This window comes from Iamia sp. (assembly GCF_035575815.1).
GTDB lineage: Bacteria > Actinomycetota > Acidimicrobiia > Acidimicrobiales > Iamiaceae > Iamia.
Map to the genome: position 1 here is coordinate 1 of NZ_DATLXO010000001.1, position 14,742 is coordinate 14,742.

General features: G+C 71.9%; 18 protein-coding genes and 2 pseudogenes. 4 read left to right on the forward strand and 16 right to left on the reverse strand.

The window, feature by feature from the left end:
• The 7 genes from VNL12_RS00005 to VNL12_RS00035 all read right to left on the reverse strand — a co-directional run bounded on the left by VNL12_RS00005 (window position 1) and on the right by VNL12_RS00035 (window position 6,502).
• Window positions 1–1,512, reverse strand: coding sequence for an aldehyde dehydrogenase family protein (locus VNL12_RS00005; protein ID WP_325590384.1), 1,512 nt, complete (start codon window positions 1,510–1,512; stop codon window positions 1–3).
• Window positions 1,513–1,545: 33 nt separating this feature from the next.
• Window positions 1,546–2,475, reverse strand: a complete 930-nt coding sequence (locus VNL12_RS00010) for an MBL fold metallo-hydrolase (RefSeq protein ID WP_325590386.1) — start codon at window positions 2,473–2,475, stop codon at window positions 1,546–1,548.
• Window positions 2,472–3,368 carry an NUDIX hydrolase gene (locus VNL12_RS00015; protein ID WP_325590388.1) on the reverse strand — a complete coding sequence of 299 codons (897 nt, stop codon included), beginning with the start codon at window positions 3,366–3,368 and terminating at the stop codon, window positions 2,472–2,474. Before VNL12_RS00015 ends, VNL12_RS00010 begins: the two co-directional genes overlap by 4 nt.
• Entirely contained in the window at window positions 3,352–3,864 is a 513-nt protein-coding gene (locus VNL12_RS00020; RefSeq protein ID WP_325590390.1) for an FxsA family protein, read from the reverse strand. Before VNL12_RS00020 ends, VNL12_RS00015 begins: the two co-directional genes overlap by 17 nt.
• Before the next feature lie 4 nt (window positions 3,865–3,868).
• The gene (locus tag VNL12_RS00025; protein ID WP_325590392.1) at window positions 3,869–4,144 is read right to left on the reverse strand and encodes a hypothetical protein; all 276 of its coding nucleotides are present in this window, start codon (window positions 4,142–4,144) and stop codon (window positions 3,869–3,871) included.
• A 317-nt stretch (window positions 4,145–4,461) separates the two neighbouring features.
• Window positions 4,462–5,937 carry an HNH endonuclease signature motif containing protein gene (locus tag VNL12_RS00030; RefSeq protein WP_325590394.1) on the reverse strand — a complete coding sequence of 492 codons (1,476 nt, stop codon included), beginning with the start codon at window positions 5,935–5,937 and terminating at the stop codon, window positions 4,462–4,464.
• A 178-nt stretch (window positions 5,938–6,115) separates the two neighbouring features.
• Window positions 6,116–6,502, reverse strand: coding sequence for a hypothetical protein (locus VNL12_RS00035; RefSeq protein ID WP_325590396.1), 387 nt, complete (start codon window positions 6,500–6,502; stop codon window positions 6,116–6,118).
• A 143-nt stretch (window positions 6,503–6,645) separates the two neighbouring features.
• On the opposite strand from VNL12_RS00035, the gene VNL12_RS00040 reads away from it, so the two are divergent.
• Complete coding sequence (locus VNL12_RS00040) at window positions 6,646–7,221, forward strand: TetR/AcrR family transcriptional regulator (protein WP_325590398.1); 576 nt, start codon at window positions 6,646–6,648, stop codon at window positions 7,219–7,221.
• A gap of 17 nt (window positions 7,222–7,238) precedes the next feature.
• Here VNL12_RS00040 and VNL12_RS00045 read toward each other — a convergent pair whose 3' ends face one another.
• The 3 genes and pseudogenes from VNL12_RS00045 to VNL12_RS21105 form a co-directional block, all read right to left on the reverse strand.
• Complete coding sequence (locus tag VNL12_RS00045; protein WP_414654830.1) at window positions 7,239–8,705, reverse strand: alkaline phosphatase D family protein; 1,467 nt, start codon at window positions 8,703–8,705, stop codon at window positions 7,239–7,241.
• 42 nt (window positions 8,706–8,747) lie between these two features.
• A pseudogene (locus tag VNL12_RS21100) lies at window positions 8,748–8,987 on the reverse strand (PhoD-like phosphatase N-terminal domain-containing protein); the annotation flags it as partial.
• The gene (locus VNL12_RS21105; protein WP_414654831.1) at window positions 8,927–9,163 is read right to left on the reverse strand and encodes a twin-arginine translocation signal domain-containing protein; all 237 of its coding nucleotides are present in this window, start codon (window positions 9,161–9,163) and stop codon (window positions 8,927–8,929) included. The pseudogene VNL12_RS21100 and the gene VNL12_RS21105, both read right to left, overlap by 61 nt.
• Before the next feature lie 233 nt (window positions 9,164–9,396).
• Between VNL12_RS21105 and VNL12_RS00050 the strand changes: the two genes are divergently transcribed.
• Together VNL12_RS00050 and VNL12_RS00055 are read left to right on the forward strand one after the other, a co-directional pair.
• Window positions 9,397–9,645, forward strand: coding sequence for a hypothetical protein (locus VNL12_RS00050; RefSeq protein ID WP_325590402.1), 249 nt, complete (start codon window positions 9,397–9,399; stop codon window positions 9,643–9,645).
• Window positions 9,646–9,649: 4 nt separating this feature from the next.
• Window positions 9,650–10,030, forward strand: a complete 381-nt coding sequence (locus VNL12_RS00055; RefSeq protein ID WP_325590404.1) for a hypothetical protein — start codon at window positions 9,650–9,652, stop codon at window positions 10,028–10,030.
• A 45-nt stretch (window positions 10,031–10,075) separates the two neighbouring features.
• Here the strand turns inward: VNL12_RS00055 and VNL12_RS00060 are convergent, their stop codons facing one another.
• The 6 genes and pseudogenes from VNL12_RS00060 to VNL12_RS00085 form a co-directional block, all read right to left on the reverse strand.
• Window positions 10,076–10,489 (reverse strand): GNAT family N-acetyltransferase, encoded by a 414-nt coding sequence (locus VNL12_RS00060; protein ID WP_325590406.1) that lies wholly within the window; start codon window positions 10,487–10,489, stop codon window positions 10,076–10,078.
• A gap of 203 nt (window positions 10,490–10,692) precedes the next feature.
• A pseudogene (locus VNL12_RS00065) lies at window positions 10,693–10,875 on the reverse strand (VOC family protein); the annotation flags it as partial.
• Window positions 10,876–10,897: 22 nt separating this feature from the next.
• Window positions 10,898–11,683, reverse strand: coding sequence for a class I SAM-dependent methyltransferase (locus VNL12_RS00070; protein ID WP_325590408.1), 786 nt, complete (start codon window positions 11,681–11,683; stop codon window positions 10,898–10,900).
• Between the two features lie 156 nt (window positions 11,684–11,839).
• Window positions 11,840–12,475, reverse strand: coding sequence for an arsenate reductase ArsC (locus tag VNL12_RS00075; protein ID WP_325590409.1), 636 nt, complete (start codon window positions 12,473–12,475; stop codon window positions 11,840–11,842).
• Entirely contained in the window at window positions 12,472–13,638 is a 1,167-nt protein-coding gene (arsB, locus tag VNL12_RS00080) for an ACR3 family arsenite efflux transporter (protein ID WP_349257764.1), read from the reverse strand. The genes VNL12_RS00075 and arsB overlap by 4 nt, the downstream gene beginning before the upstream one ends.
• An 11-nt stretch (window positions 13,639–13,649) precedes the next feature.
• Window positions 13,650–14,078: an ArsI/CadI family heavy metal resistance metalloenzyme gene (locus VNL12_RS00085; RefSeq protein WP_325590413.1), complete on the reverse strand. Its 429-nt coding sequence runs from the start codon at window positions 14,076–14,078 to the stop codon at window positions 13,650–13,652.
• A 67-nt stretch (window positions 14,079–14,145) separates the two neighbouring features.
• On the opposite strand from VNL12_RS00085, the gene VNL12_RS00090 reads away from it, so the two are divergent.
• Window positions 14,146–14,505, forward strand: coding sequence for a metalloregulator ArsR/SmtB family transcription factor (locus VNL12_RS00090; protein ID WP_325590415.1), 360 nt, complete (start codon window positions 14,146–14,148; stop codon window positions 14,503–14,505).
• The last annotated feature ends 237 nt before the right edge of the window (window positions 14,506–14,742 follow it).

Below are 14,742 nucleotides of genomic sequence, written 5' to 3' on the forward strand. Positions count from 1 at the left end.
CTAGATGTTGGCGCTCAGCGCGGCGAAGTGCATGTAGCCGTCACGCCCGGTCGACGGGTTGGTGTGGATGTGCTTGGCCTGGCGGTAGATGTCGAAGCCGGCGGTGCCGAGCTCCCGGCCGATGCCCGATTGCTTGTAGCCGCCGAAGGGACGCTCGGGCGAGATCATGTGGTAGTCGTTGATCCACACGGTGCCGGTCTTCAGGCGGGCGGCGATGGCCTGGGCACGCTCGACGTTCGCCGACTGCACGCCGCCGCCGAGGCCATAGATCGAGTCGTTGGCGATGGCCACGGCCTCGTCGTCGGTCTCGAAGGGGATGACGCAGAGCACCGGTCCGAAGATCTCCTCCTGGGCGATCCGCGACGCGTTGTCGACGCCGGCGAAGATCGTGGGTTGGTAGAAGTTCGCGGTGGCCAGCTCGGCGGGCAGGCCGTCGGGAGCGCGACCGCCGCAGATGGGCTCGCCCACCTCTTCGCGGCCGAGGGCGACGTAGCGCTCGACGGTCTCGGCCTGGGCCCGCGACACCATGGGACCGAGGTCGGTGTCGAAGTCGAGCTGGTTGCCGATGACCATCTTCCCGGCCCGGTCGACCAGCAGCGACACGAACTCGTCGTAGACGCTCCGGTGCACCAGGGCGCGGGTGCCCGACTCGCACACCTGACCGTTGTGGAAGAACGTGCCGAAGAGCACGCACGCGGCGGCGATGTCGAGGTCGGCGTCGTCGAGCACGATGTTGGCCGACTTGCCCCCCAGCTCGAGCGTGACGGGCTTGATGGTGCCCGAGGCCAGCTGCATGATCCGGCGGCCGACCTCGGTCGAGCCGGTGAAGGCCACCTTGTCGACCATCTCGTTGGAGGCCAGCTCCTCACCGGCGGTGCCGCCGGGACCGGCGATGACGTTCAAAACACCGGGGGGCAGGTCGGCCTCCTGGGCCAGCTCGCCCAGCATGAGGGCGGTGACCGAGGTGAACGACGCCGGCTTGATGACCGAGGTGTTGCCCGCCGCGAGGGCGGGGCCGAGCTTCCAGCACGCCATGAGCAGCGGAAAGTTGAACGGCACGATGCCGGTGCACACGCCGTAGGGCTCGTAGCGGACGTAGTTCTCCGAGGGCGGGAACGGCGAGCCCTCGAGCGCGACCTCGTCGGGGCGCTCGGCGGCCATGCGGGCGAACCAGCGCAGGGCGCCGGCCGCACCGGGCACGTCGGCGAAGGTGGCCTTCTTGATGGTGCCGCCGGAGTCGCGGGCCTCGGCTTCGGCGAAGCGCTCGGCGTTGGCCTCGAGCAGCTCGGCCAGCTTGGTCAGCCGGGCGCCGCGGTCAGCGCCCGACATCCCGGGCCACGGGCCCTCGTCGAACGCGGTGCGGGCGGCCTGGATCGCCCGGGCCGCGTCGGCGCGGTCGGCCTTGGCGACCTCGCCGATGGGCTGGTCGGTGCCCGGGTCGGTGGTGGTGAACGTCTCGCCGGCGGCGGCGTCGACGTACTCACCGTTGATGAAGAGCTGGAAGTCGGCCATCGGGGTCCCCTTGCATGGTTCTTGACCTGGCGGTCAAGACGATAGTCCTCGCAGCCGCTGCTGTCTCGTGTCTCCGGTGACCCAGGTGGTGTCGGGATCATCGACGTCGACGCCGCGGGCGCGGCCCTCGGCGGCGAGCTTGCGGAGGTGGGCCCACACGCTGAAGCGGGCCACGGGGTGGAGCAGCTCGTGCACGTCGACGTAGATCGCCTTCACGAGGGCTTCGGTGTCGGCTCCCACCGGACCGGCGGCGGCCAACGCCTCGACCACTGACGCCTCTCGGGCGAGTCGGTGGCTGATGTAGCCCCCGACGTAGGCGTCGGGGTCGGTGAGCAACGGGCCGTGGGCAGGGGCGAGGGCGGTCGCGTGCAGGGCGAGCACCCGGCGCAGGGCCTCGAGGTAGGCACCCATGTCGCCGTCGGGCGGGGCGATGACGACGGTGGACCCCGACATCACGTGGTCGCCGGTGAAGAGCATCCGCGTGGGCTCGTGCCAGAAGCAGATGTGGTTCGACGCGTGGCCCGGCGTGTGCACCGCTCGCACGCGGGCATCACCTTCGCCCACCTCGTCACCATCGGCGAGCGAGCGGTCGACGGTGAGCCCGTCGCGCGAGTCGAACGCCACGACCTCGGCACCCGTGCGCACCGCGAGGGTGGGCGCTGCGGGCCAGTGGTCGATGTGGGTGTGGGTGAGGGCGATGGTGCCGATGCGCCCGCCGCCGGCGGCGACGAGGGCGTCGATGTGGCCGGCGTCGTCGGGCCCCGGGTCGATGACGGTGACGGTGTCGGTGCCCACCAGGTAGCAGTTGGTGCCCGGGCCGGTCATCATCCCGGGGTTCGGGGCGGTCAGGCGTCGGACCCCGGGGGCGAGCGCAACGAGCTGACCGGCCACGACGTCGCCAACCATGGCGTCGGGCATGGCCGGCACAGCCGTGCGGTCCGCGGAGCGCTCGGCGCGGGTCACGCCCGGGCGCTCCGGTCGGAGGCGGTGGGCCAGGTGCCGAGCGACCGGTCACCGCGGTACCCGTCGTCCCACTCGGCGTCGCCCGGCATCACGATGCGGACACCGCCCTGGTCCATGATCACCCTCGGCTGCACGGTGGGCACGTCGACCATCTCCGCCGCCGCGGCAAGGGCGTCGACCGCGGTGGTGCTGGGTTCGAGGGCGCGCAGCGAAGCGAGGGTTGGCGGCAACATGGCCAGGTCGCCCGCAGCATGGCGGGCCAGGGCGTCGACGGGGCGGATCCAGAGGTTGGCGATCGTCTCGCGGTCGTCGTGCACCGGGGTCTGGGCCGACGGCGCGGCGGCTAGGAAGAAGCGCGTGTCGTAGCGGCGTGGTGCACCCTCGGGGGTGATCCAGTGGCCGAAGTACCACATGGTGTCGACCGCGAGGTGGAGGTCCTCCTCCTCGCAGATCGACACCAGGCTTCGCTCGGCCCGGTCGACGGAGCGACGGTGCTCGACGAAGCGCGCCGCGGTCACCGGGTCGTCGAGGCGGACGAGCGCGCCGTCGGGCCCGTAGGCCAGGAGCACCCCGGACTCCTCGAACGACTCACGGATCGCGGCGACCCAGAACGCCAACCCACCGGACGCAACGCCCAGCCGGGTGGACGCCTCGGCGTCGCTGCGGCCCCGGCACCAGCGCTCGAGGTCACGCTCGCGGTCGGGCGGGTCGACCGCGCCGCCGGGGAACACGTAGGCGCCGCCGACGAAGTCGGACTGCAGGTTCCGGCGCAACATGAACACCTCGAGCCCGTCGTCGCCGTCGCGGACGATGAGCACGGTGGCGGCATCGCGCAGGGGGACATCCGCGCCGGTGGGCACGTCGGGGCGGGGCACCTCAGCGACCGGGCCCATCGGCGTCGCCGGAGTGGAGCGGGGGCGCGTCTGGTCTGGCGTCACGAGCCTCGGTGGCGGTCGTGTCGACGAAGGGGTCGCCGCCGCGGCCGGCCGCACCCCAGCGCGGCGCGGAGACGAACGCGAAGCCCTGCCCCATGCGGGCCGTGAAGCGCGCCAGCAGGGCGATCCGGGCGAGGGCCCTCGTCGGGGGGAACAGGAGGGCGAAGCCGACGATGTCGGTGAGGAACCCGGGGGTGAGCATCAACACACCGGCGATGAGGATCAAGAGCCCGTCGGCCAGCTCTTTGGTGGGCAGGTCGTGGGCCCGAAGGCGCTCATCGACCCGGTTGATGACGGCGCGGCCCTGGCGCTTGATGAGCCAGCTGCCGATGAACCCTTCGACGAGCAGCAGGGCGAGGGTCTCCCAGCCGCCGATGACGCCGGCCACCTGGAGGATGAACCAGAGCTCGACGATCGGTCCGAGGATGAGGAGGACGAGGACCAGCCAGAACATGGGTTCAGGGTATCGGCGGCGCTCCCCCACCGTCCGGGCGGTCGTCGCGGGTCCGGGCCGTGACCCGCCGTGCCTCCGAGGGTGTCGTTGCGGCGGCGAGGCGGGCCAGCCGCTCGTCCCGTGCCGAGCCGGCGGCGGCGAGCCACTCGGCCGCCTCGACCATCGGCCGGGGCGTGACGCGCCAGAGCCGCTGGCGACCGTCGCGGACGTCGGCCACCAGCCCGGCGGTGGCGAGCGGGTCGAGGTGCTTGGCGGCGCCCGAGGTGCTTGGCGGCGCCAAGCCCCCGCCCGGACACCTTCGGCCACCCCGAGAGGGGCGAGCCGGAGGCTCTGGAACAGCCGACGGGCCGCAGGTTCCTCACCGTGCCGGAGCCCTTGCCAGATCTCCTCGACGGAGATCACGCCCACCCACGGGTCGGTGCCGGTGCGGCGCAGCCTCCCGACGCGCGCGGCCGCCGGTCGACCCCCGCAGCCGCGCTCCCCCGCGCCGGTCGAGCTCGGCGAAGAGCTCATCATCGAGCGCTGTGTGCTGTCGCATGGGCCGACGATGCCGAGCAGCGGCCTCGGGGACCCGTGCGCTCGCTCGATCGTTCGAGATCAGGACATCGGCGGGGCGCGTGATCCGTCGGGGGTCGCGGCTTCGGCGCGGCCGGTGGTGCGGCAGTGGGCGTGGCGGCGCCGCCCGGGTGGGCCGTGGTCGGAGGTGGGTCCGGGGTCGTCCGCCGCGTCGTCCGGTGCGGGGCTGGGTGTGCGGTTGAAGTGGACAGCGGAGCGGTCGAGGCGCTCACCGGTGGGGCACCGGTAGGCGCCCACGGTCGGCATGTCGGTGGCTTTGGGGGGTCGGGCCCGGGTGGCGCCGTTGAGGTGGTTGCCGTACCGGTCGGTGAAGGTGACCCCCTCGGGGTGATCGGCGTGGCCGACGATGCCCAACAGGCCCTGGTGGTGCATCCGGTGGTGGGCTGAACAGAGGCAGATGAGGTTGGTGGTGATGGTCTCACCGTCGTCCTCCCAGTGGACGATGTGGTGGATCTGCAACCAGTAGGTCTGGTCACAGCCCGGGACCCGGCAGCCGCGGTCGCGGTGCTCGATGAGCCGGCGGATGCGGCGGGGCACGATGCGATGGGCGCGGCCCACGTTCACCGGGGCCCCGTCTTTGTGCCAGATGATCTGGGCGTCGCCGTCGCAGGACAGGTACCGGCGCAGCTCATCAGGCAGCACCCCACCCAGGTGCAGACTGCCCATCCACCGGCCGTGGCCCCGGGTGCCGTCGGGGGTCTCGAGGTGCAACAGGATCCGACTGCGGGCGGCCATCTCCGCGCCGCCGGCGCCGCCGGCGAGGATCGAGTGGGCCACCCCCACCGCCGCATCCGCCCACGACGGGGGCCGCACGTCGAGATCCTTCATCGACCGGCCCTCAGCCTTCGCCCGGGCCCGGGCCGCAGCACGAGCCTCAGAGTGGAGGCGCTCCCGCGCCGCCTTCAGCGCTCCTTCGATGGCCATGCCCTCATCGGCGGGGAGGCGCATCCTGGCCCACCACTGCCCCGACTCCTCGGTGCCGAAGGCCACCTCGCGGTCGACCTCGGGTTCGGGGTCCGGCAGGACCGGGTCGTCGGGGGTTGGCTCCGGGGCATCAGCGGGTCGGGCCTCGGTGTCGAAACCGTAGGTCCTCGTCGCGGTGGCGATCTGGGGCACGGTGGCGAACTGGGCCACCTCGGCCACCGACGCCTCGAACTGCCCCGGGGTGTAGCGGGCCACCGTGGCCGCCTGATCGAACGACAACCGTCCCCCGGTGAACATGGCCATCGTGACCGGCAGCACCGGAGCCCGTCGGGCCAGAGCGACGACGCGCTGGGCCACCGCCCGGGAGACCCCGGCCCGCCACATCAGCCACTGCACCGGGGTGCGGACCCGGTGCCCCTGCCACAGGCCCTCGGCCAGGGCCCGGACCACCAGATCGACCAGGCGGGCATCGGCCGCGTTGCGCACGCCGGCCACCCCGGCCAGCTCGTCGTCGAAGGCGCGCCGCGCCGCGTCGGTCTCCTGTGCCGCTTCGGGTGACAGGTCCGTCGTCATGGGAACGACTGTACCCGGGGGGTGTGACAGTGAGATCCGCCCCACGGGACCGAACCCACGGGGACCCATCCGGCGCCGGGCTCGGCGCCCACCACGGGCCACCCGGTGACCAACTGCTCAGGGTGCGATGCCGGGCTCCCATCCCGCTTTGTACGGAGGTGTCTCATGCCACCAAGGATCACCTTCTTGGGAAGTTCATGGACGTCGGGTGCAATCGGCCCCGGATGCCAAGGAGGGGGACGCCGAGGGCCACAAGGAAGACGAGGTTGAAGGCGGCGTGGCCGACGTAGCCCCGAGCCATGGACATGGCGGTGTCGACCACCAACCAGGCCGACGTGGAAGCGACGACGGTCCACCACGCCCACCGCTCCCGGCGCGCCAACGGGCCGACCGCCAGGAGGACCATCAACACCGCCCACCCGAGGATGACCGCGCCGAGCACCCCGTAGACCAGCAGGACGTGGTCGACGGCCCGGTCGGGGGTGCCCTCGGTCGGTCCAAGGCCGAAGCCGAGACGGTCGAAGACCGTGTCGCTGATCGCCCTTCCGGCCACCACGAGCGCCAAGCCCAGGCCCCCACTGCGACCAGCATGCCCTGGAGGACCCGGTCCCAGCTGCTTGTGCCACTCTCTCGCTCACCTTCGCCAGGCAGATGCGTAGTGTTCCCTACAGTTGTCTACTTCGCAGCGACCACTACGGTCAAGGGTCGATGGGATACAAACACGACCGGGACGAAATCCTGGACGTCGCGGTCGACCTAGTGCTCGATGAGGGCCTGGCGGCGCTCACCTACGGACGGGTGGCGCGGCGGATCCCCATCTCCGACCGCACCGTCGTGTACTACTTCCCCACCAAGGACGACTTGGGGCGCGAGGTCGTGGCTCGCATCGGGGTCCGCCTGCAGGACCTCCTCGAGTCGGCGTTCGGAGCCGGGCCGACATCGGCCGCGACCCGGCACCAGCGGGCCTGGCCGCTCCTGACGAGCCCGGAGGGCGACCGGTTGTTCGCGAGCCTCCTCGAGATTGCGGGCGGAACGGTCCGGGCCTCGCCCAGCCGGCCTGACCTGACGGGCCCGCTCGTCGAGGGCTGGGTCGAATGGCTCGCGATGCGCATCGATCCCGCTGATCCCCGAGCCGGGAGGGCGGCGGCCCTCGCCACGCTCGCGGTGGTGGACGGCCTGCTCCTCCTCCGTCACACCGGCGGACGAGACCTCGCCGAGGAGGCCGCCGAAGCTTTGGGTGTGCGGCCCGTCCGGGACGTCGACCCGTCGACGCCGATTCGATAGCCGGGTGGCGGGGAGGGCTACCCGGTGAAGCGGGCGTCGCCGGAGATGGGCTGCGCCGGGGGAGCGGTGCCTCCGCCCCCGCCTGGCCCGCCGAGATCGCCGGCAACGTCGCCATCGCCGGGACCGCGCGGACCGCGCGGACCCCCCGGATCGCTCGGATCGCTCGGATCGCGCGGATCGCTCGGATCGCCTGGGGTGGGCGGATCGCCCGACTCGGGGTCTGGCTCCGCCGGGTCGACCGGGTCGGCGTCTCGCGGGTCGTCCGGATCGGGGTCGGGGTCCGCATCCGGCTCTGGGGTGGCTAGGTCGTCGGGGCGGGCCATGAAACCCTCGCCCTCGGTCTGACGGATCCGGGCTGTGCCCCGGTCGACCTCGAAGCGGGCGAGCACCCGGGTCGGCTGGTCGGGCTCGGTGACGCTCGACGGCGACAGGTAGGTGACCGTGAGCCGGTCGGCGGTGAGCTCGAGGAGCCCGTAGCCGTTGGTCGTCGTCTCGACGTAGCGCAGGTGCAGGGGGTTGGCCGCAGCGAGCAGGGGGCGCACCACCTCGTTGGGCGGGAAGCCCATCTCGTCGCCGTTGGCCGAGGTCACCGAGCTGCCGGCGAACTCGGTGAGGACGTAGGGGGCCGCGGGATCATCCCAATCCGTGCCCAGCTCGGCCGCCGACCAGAAGTGGGAGTCACCTGAGATCACCACCACGTCATCGATGGCCCCATCGGCGATGTGGTCGACGAGCTCTCGGCGCTCGGCCTGGTAGCCGTCCCACTGGATGAGGTTGAGGTACGTGCCCGCGTTGCGCTGGGGGCCGTCTCCGGCGGTGGCCTGGGTGACGAGGTCGCGTTGGCTGCGGAACGGCCAGAAGACGAGCTGGCTGCCGAGGATCTTCCAGGCCGCGCCTGACGTGTCGAGCCCGTTGGTCAGCCATGCCTTCTGGGGGGCGCCGAGCATGGTGCGACCCGCCTCGACCATCTCAGGCTCGTCGACCGAGGAGGTGCCGAGCAGGTCCCCCGACGACGGCGGCTCCGGGTCGCGGTGCTGGCGCTCGTCGAGCAGGAAGACCTCGGCCAGGTCGCCCAGGACGAAGGAGCGGTACTGGCGGTTCGGGTCCCCCGCGACCCGCCGGACCGGCATCTGCTCGAAGAAGGCGGCGATGGCGCCGGGACCGGCCGGGTCCGCCGGGTCGCGGAGGCCGTCGTGGTTGTCGAAGATGCCGACGACGGGGAAGGCCGCGTGCATGGTCTGCAGGTCGAGGTCGGTCCGGTACAGGTGGTACTGGCGGCGGAAGTCCTCCAGGGTGGTCGTCGGGGCCTCGGGGTCGACCCGCCCGGCCACGGTGACGTCGTCGGCCGGCCCGGCCTCATAGACGTAGTCACCGAGGGACACGACGAGGTCGACGTCGGTCGCAGGGTCGAGGGCCCGGGCGGCCAGGTCCGCGTGCGACGAGTAGTAGCCGTGCACGTAGCGCTGGCACGAGAAGTAGGCGATGCGGACCCGGTCGACCGACCCGGCCGGGAGGGTCTTGGTCCGCGCGACGGGGCTGGTCGTGCCCCCGACCGCGAAGCGGTACCAGAGCGTCGCCCCCGAGGGCAGGGTGTCGACCTCGACGTGCACGGTGTGGTCGCTCGCCGCCGCGGTCGTCTCGGTGCCCGCCGCGAGGATCGTCCCGGGGCCGAAGGAGGGGTCGGTGCCGATCTCCCAGCCGACGGTCACCCCGGGCCCGGCCGCAACAGGGGCGATCCGGGTCCAGAGGACCACCCCGTCGGGGTCGGATCGCCCGACAGCACCCCGGAGGGGAAGGCGGCGACGGGGAGGTAGTCCGCCCGGGTCACCACCGATCGCGGCGGTGAGCCGAGCCGTTGGGCCCAGGCCGAGAGCGGATGGGCGGCGAGGGCGGCCCCGACACCGACGGAGGTTCCGGCCTGCAGGAAGCGGCGACGATCCATCACGCGGTGCTACCAGCGGTTGGTGGAGGCCCCGAGGACATGGGGTGAACAGCGGGCGGCGGGAACGTGGAGCGTGGTCGCGGAAGAGCGCCAGCGTCGCCGCTCGACCTGGCGGCCGAGGTCGCGCCTCACGACCCGGCTCGTGCCAGACCAACGGCCGACATCGCGGGGCTGGTCGGACGTGTGTCGGGGGTTCGTTGCCGGCCGGACCCGATAGGCGTATGGTCAGGCGTGTGCCGAGACTCCAGGTCTACCTTCCCGACGATCTCTACGACGCGCTGAAGAGCCGAGGCCTGCCGGCGTCGGAGCTGTTGCAGGAGGCCGTCCGCGCCGAGCTCGAGCGGCGAGTGGCGTTGGACGCGACCGACGACCACCTGGCAACGCTGGCGGACGAGGTGGGCGAGCCGTCGCGACGAGAGATGTCCCGGGCCGATGCGATCGTCCGGCGCATCCGAGATCGCCAGCTGAACCCGGCCGGGTGACGCCGTGCTGGTCCTCGACAGCGGTGGCGTCAGTCGCCTCGCGGAACGGTCGACCCTCGCGCTGGCGCTCGTCCGATCCCTCCGGGCCGCCGAGCTCTGGCCGCCGATCGTGCCCAGCGTGGTCCTCGTCGAGTCGCTCCAGGGTCACGCCGGACGCGATGCCAACGCGAACCACTTCCTGAAGGCGTGCATCCTCGAACCACGTGTCCCCGAGGCTCTCGCTCGCAGGGCGGCGCAGCTCCGTCGACAAGCCGGACGGGGCTCGGCCGTCGATGCCCTCGTCGTGGCCCTAGCCGAGCCGGGAGGGACGGTGCTCACCGGCGACCAGGCTGATGTCGGGGCGCTGGCCGCTCACGCCGACGATGTCGCCGTCGAAGCCGTCTGACGCCGACGCCAGACGCTGTGCGTCGGCGGCTGGCGCGATGCGCCGCTACTCGCCCAGCCGGAACCAGTACTGGACCGTCGGGCCCTGGGTGGCCAGCTCGCCGCCGAGGGACTCGTAGAGCGATCGGGCCGCCGCGTTGGCGGCGCCGGTGGACAGGAACAACGTGGTCGCGCCGGCCGCGGCCCCTGCGGCCATGAAGGCACCGACCAACCGGCGCCCAATGCCCTGACGGCGGTGCGCCTCGGCCACCTCGAGGTCGTGGAGGTACAGCATCGACGAGGCGTCGGGCCGCGCGAGGTGGTGGCCCCAGCACCAGCCCTGGATCACCGGACCGTCGGTCGCGACGAAGGCGAGGGCACCGGGCGCCTCCACGAAGGCCCGGCCCCCCTCGACGGCACGGAACTGACGAACGGCCCGTTCGAGCAGCGGCAGCTCGGTCATCGAGATGCTGACGATCACATCCCGATCCTGCCGGGTGTCGGTCAGCAACGCTCCGTCGGCGGCGGGACCTCGGGACGACAGAGCGCCCCGGCCAGGGCTGGTGGTCGTCCGTGAGGAGGCTCAGCTGAAGCCCACCGTGCCCCGCATCGACGCCCGGCGCCGTGGGTCACGGATCCGATCCTGTTCGAGGCCGGTGAAGCTCCGGTCGTCGATTTCCTCAGTCAGCTGCGGAGGACGAGCGCTTGGACGGCCCACGCGTTGCCGTCGGGGTCGGAGAAGTACACGAACGAGCCCCAAGGCAGATCCTCGATCTCGCTCACGTCGACCCCGCGCTCGGTCAGCTCGGCGTGGGCCGCCTCGATGTCAGCGACCACCAGCTGGAGACCTCGCAGGCTGCAGGGCTCCCGCGTCGGCCCGGATCTGCGCCTATGCGGACGGCGGGGAGCGGACGCCGGAGGCCACGGTGGTGTCGTAGCGCACCGCGATCGTGTCGCCGGTGGCCGCCGCGAGGGCCGGCCGCAGCTCGGAGAAGAGCTCCTCCGTCTTACGCTCGCCGAGCGTGCGGTAGGCGGAGTGGGTGGTCAGCTCGTCCAGCCACATCGACACATGCAGCTCCCGATCGTGGTCGAACACCCGGGCCTCCACGGCGTCGAAGAGACCCGAGGCGGCCAAGCGCGCCACGTCCTCGTCGTGGTGGCGGGGGTCCGCGGTGCCGAGCGACACCGAGTCGCGCAGCAGGTCGGGGGCGTGGCGCCCGTAGACGTCAGCAAACACGGCGGCGACCTCCGCGTCGTAGCGGTAGGCGTTCCAGAAGGCCGCCAGCCGACCACCGGGGCGCAGCAGCTCGGCCGCCCGGCGGTGACCCGTGTCGGGGTCGATCCAGTGCCACGCCTGGCCCGAGCAGACCAGGTCGACGTCGCGGACCGACGGTTCCCACTCCTCGAATCGGGCGACCTCGACCGCCACGCCCCGTTCGCGCGCCCGGGCGGCCATGCGCGCGTCGGGCTCGACGCCGACGACGTCCCACCCCGCGGCGACGAGCAGTCGTGCGACCTGCCCCGTCCCGCAGCCGACGTCCACCGCGGTGCCGGCACCGCCGTCGGTCAGCCAGGCGACGAGCTCCGGTGGGTACGAGGGCCGGAGACGGTCGTAGCGATCGACCTCGGCCCCGAAGCCCTCGGCCCGATCCCGGTCGTGGTGCATGTGCGCCATGTCATCGGACCCTTGTGGCACCCATCTCGCCCTTCGTTACATCGCCAGCGCTCCCAGGAGCTGCTTCATAACTGATTGTGACGCGTATCGGTCGCACTATCAGCTTCGGATCAGTCAGCAGCTTGCGGCTCGAGAGGAGGTTTCGAGCTCGGTCTCTCAGGTCTCGGTGCGGGCGCCGAGCAGGTCATCGAGGAGCACGGTGACGCGCCGCTCGATCTCGTCGCGTATGGGGCGGACGGCGTCGACGCCCTGGCCGGCGGGGTCATCGAGGTCCCAGTCGAGGTACCGCTTCCCCGGGTAGATGGGGCAGGCGTCGCCGCACCCCATGGTGATGACGACATCGGCGGCGCGGACGACCTCATCGGTCAGCGGCTTGGGGAACTCTTTGGCCAGGTCGAGGCCGAGCTCATCCATCACTGCGATCACGGCGGGGTTGATCTCTGACGCAGGGGTGCTGCCGGCCGAGCGGACGTGGACCCGCCCCTTGGCGTGGTGGTCGAGGAGGGCGGCGGCCATCTGCGAACGCCCGGCGTTGTGCACGCAGACGAAGAGGACCTCGGGGACGTCGGTCACGATCTTTCCTTGGGTCTGGGCGAGAGCGCGGAGGCGCTCCCGAGCGAACCGCTCGATGAACAGCTCGCGGTAGGTGGCCAGGCGGTGGTGCGCAGTGCGGTCCTCGGAGTCGTTGAGGTAGCGCTCGATGGTCTCGCGCCCGAAGATGCCCTCGAACTGCTGGCTCAGGCGGTCGGCGATGCGGTCGAGGTGGGAGCGGGGTTCAGCGCGGTCGGTCACGGTTGGGCCTCCTGGGGCTCATCGGCGGTGCGGGCCCGGTGGATGGGAGCTCGTCGGTCGTCGGCGCCCGGGACACGGGCTTCGGGGTAGAAGCGGCGACGGGCCCACAGGGCGACGTAGACCAGGCCGATCAGGACCGGCACCTCGATGAGGGGCCCCACCACGCCGGCGAGGGCCTGGCCGGAGGTGACGCCGAAGACGCTGATGGCCACGGCGATGGCCAGCTCGAAGTTGTTGCCCGCGGCGGTGAAGGCGACCGTGGCGTTGCGCTCGTAGGGGAGCCCGAGCCGGAGCCCGAGGGCGAAGGACCCACCCCACATGAGCGCGAAGTAGACGAGGAGCGGCACCGCGATGCGGGCCACGTCGAGCGGTGCGGAGGCGATGGCGTCGCCCTGGAGGGCGAAGAGCACCACGATGGTGAACAGCAGCCCGTAGAGGGCGACGGGACCGATGCGGGGCAGGAACCGCTGCTCGTACCACTCCCGTCCCTTGCGGCGTTCGCCGAGGAGTCGGGTGAGGTAGCCGGCGGCAAGCGGGAGGCCGAGGAAGATGAGCACGGCCCGGGTGATGTCCCAGATCGACACCGTGAGGGCCTCGCCGTCACCGAGGCCGAGCCACCCCGGGAGCAGCTCGAGGTAGAACCAGCCCAGCAGGGAGTAGGCGACGATCTGGAACACCGAGTTGATCGCCACCAGGAACACCGCGGCCTCGCGGTCGCCGCCGGCCAGGTCGTTCCAGATGAGCACCATGGCGATGCAGCGGGCCAGGCCGACGATGATCAGCCCGGTCCGGTACTCGGGCAGGTCGGGCAGGAAGATCCAGGCCAGGGCGAACATGAGGGCCGGGCCGAGCACCCAGTTCAAGAAGAGCGACGCGCCCACCAGGCGGCGATCGGCGGTGACACCGCCCAGCTTGGAGTACCGGACCTTGGCCAGCACCGGGTACATCATCAGCAGCAGCCCGGCGGCGATCGGGAGCGAGACGGAGTCGACCTTCACGGCCCCCAGAGCGTCGTCGAGGCCGGGCACGAGCCGGCCCAGGGCCAGGCCGAGGGCCATGGCGGCCAGGATCCAGACGGGCAGGAAGCGGTCGAGGAGCGACAGGCGCTCGAGGACGGCATCCTCCCCGGCAGGGCGCGGCCGAGAGTGTGTCGGAGCGGCTATCGGCGCGGGGCTCACCCGCAGCCCGCCGAGGCGCACGCGGCCTCACCCGCCGCGGTACGGGGCCCGACCTTCTCGGCAGCGTCGGCCAGCACCGTGTAGATCTCCCACGGCTCCCCGCCGGGGCCATCGACCCAGACCTTGTCCTGGACCGCGAAGCAGCAGGTGACCTCGTCCTCGGTGGTGGTCGCCATGCCCTCGCCTCGGAGCCGGGCGGTGGCGGCGGTGACCTCGTCGGTGGAGCCGACCTCGACGCCGAGGTGGTTGAGGGTGCCCGGGTCGCCCTGGCCCTCGATCAGGACCAGCTTCAGGGGCGGCTCGGCCACCGCGAAGTTGGCGTAGCCGGGCCGGACCTTGGCCGGCTCGGTGGCGAAGAGGCGAGAGTAGAACGCCACCGCCTCGTCGAGGTCGGCGACGTTGAGGGCGAGCTGGACTCGGGACACGGGTGGTGCCTCCTGGTAGATTGACGACTGTCGATCGACACTGTGGCCAACAGATTGATGGTTGTCAATGCCTGCTTCAGAGATCGGGACGATCGTCCCCGAGGAGTCCGCCCCTGGCGGCGACCCGTGCTGCGCCCCCCTCCTCGCCGCGCCGATGGGCGTCGGCGACGCCGAGGAGCTGGCCGCCGCCTTCGCCGCCCTGGCCGACCCGGTCCGCCTGCGGCTGCTCAGCCTGGTCGCCACCGCCGGCGAGGTCTGCTCGTGTGACCTTCAGGATCCACTGGGCAAGTCCCAGCCCACGGTGAGCCACCACACCAGGGTTCTCGCCGAAGCCGGCCTCATCAGCGGTGAGAAGCGGGGCCGCTGGGTGTGGTGGTCGGTCGTCCCCCGGCGCGTCGAGCAGCTGCGCGCCGCGCTGGGCACCTGACGCCCGTCGCTCTCGCCGAGGCGAGCGCACCACCGACGGTGAGGTCGCGGGCGTCGGAGGACAACGTTGCGGTGTGGTTCACCTTCCGTTCACTGGCGCCGGTGAGAGCCGACACCTGGCTTCCGTAGGTTGCCGCCCGGGTCCGGGTGCACCGGAACCCCCACCACAAGCCTCCTGAGGAGACCCACACAAGATGCACTCCAGATTCCGCAAGGCCGGCCTGATCTTCGTAGTCAC